This window comes from Cupriavidus sp. UYPR2.512, from assembly GCF_000379565.1.
GTDB lineage: Bacteria > Pseudomonadota > Gammaproteobacteria > Burkholderiales > Burkholderiaceae > Cupriavidus.
In genome coordinates this window covers 1-1590 of the sequence record NZ_KB903074.1, presented here as the reverse complement: position 1 = coordinate 1590, position 1590 = coordinate 1, and the positions used below count along the sequence as shown (strand labels likewise).

The following is a 1590-nucleotide window of genomic DNA, read 5'->3' as shown; positions in this document are numbered from 1 at the left end:
ATGGCACACTGCTGAGGTCTCCTTCATTGCTCGACACAATAAAGGCGACATCTTCCCTCAGGCGCGTGCGCGCACGCTCCCTGAGGGAACCCCTCNAGCGTCCATCACCGTTCTTGCTCAAATCCCCGCGCTATCGGCATCACGAAAGCTGCTTATGCACAGTGGAGGAGGGAGGTTTAGCAGCTGCGCAATGCGTTTTTTAAGGCTGGCATCAAGCCCGGCTTTCATAGTTGCAGAACTCTCAGCGAGCGTGGCAAAGAGAGCACCAACGAGTTGGCCAGCAGTGCTGTTCAGGCTTTCGTTCACCCACCGGCGAGACGCCGATCTGGTCGCTTCGGTTTGATTCGCGAGTAATGTCCCAAGTAGGGCGTTCCAGAGGTCCGTGAACGCCTGCGGGTCCACTTGCCACACGTCCAGCGCGTGTTCATGGAGCCACCTAGCGGCTTGTCGTCGAATCTCTGAGAGAGATTCAGCAGGCAACTTCACCATTCGGCGAGCGGCCATGGTTGCAATCCGGCCAGACAAGGATACCTGACCACTCAAGAGCGTTTGCCAAAGCTCGGCGGAGAACTCTTTCCTTCGTGACGCAAGATCCAGTGCGCGGAGGGCGCGGCCAGGCTGGTCCCGCGCCAAGCCGAGGAAAGGTGCTGACTCCACGTCGCGACGCGCGCGCTTGCCATGATGTTCTCGGGCAACATCCACGATATTGTTGAGCGGGACGCCACAGAAAACACTTGAGTCAGTGTCCAGAGAAACGCTAAACACCCCCGTCCGAGGTCTCTCCTGCCACGCTGATTCTGTCCAACTCGGTACTTCGGCACGTAATGCGCTCAATTCGGATGCATACTGCGTGGTCAGATCAATGCCAGCCTCCTTAAGTGCGTACAGGCGGCTAAGGCGCACGTAGGCCTGATTTTCCTCAGATGCTGAAGCGGGCCCATACGATGGAATCGGTCCACGAACAATACGCTGTTCGATTTCTCGTCTTGTTGCTTCGGGCAGCTCGGACCATCTCAGGCCTAGTGCGGTCGATACATCTTGTTCCGCGCTTGAATCCCAAAAGTTCTCGTCGCTCATTTCCACGAAGGCGTCGCGGACTTCCATCGGACTGAAGAATCCACTAGCGGCTGCCCCCGCAATGCTGAGTCTTTCCGCGATCGCCGTGCCCCTTGGCCAGCGCGCCAGTTCAGCTTTGGCGATGTTCCGGTCAGTCTCGGACAGCTGCACGAGCATTTCGATGTACGCGAGAAGGGTGACGGTTATTCCATAGGCAAACTCATTCTTGGCTTGGCCATTCCGGACCAGTCCAGACTCTAACCAGGGCTGGAAGTCCGGATGCAATGCCGTCTCCAACTGTATTGCGCTCTCGATCTCCTGTCGAAGCAATGACAGTGCGTCAGGAAGAACCGAAGCAGGGAAGCAAAAGTTCTGATGGGGATGAACGTAGTCGACGCTTGCGTGAACAAGTTGATGCTTGCCGAACAAAAGGAGACGCATAGAGGTGGCGCCGGAAATTCGGACAGTCGGATAAATGGAAGAGCTGGGGTCTGAGCCGGCCATAATGGCGGGCAGAAAGGACCTCAGAAGATG

The 1590-nt window shown here is 56.8% G+C and carries 1 pseudogene; it reads right to left on the bottom strand.

Annotation, left to right across the window (positions count from 1 at the left end):
- Window positions 1-117: 117 nt before the first annotated feature.
- Window positions 118-1590, bottom strand: a pseudogene (locus A3A5_RS39045) (hypothetical protein); the annotation flags it as partial.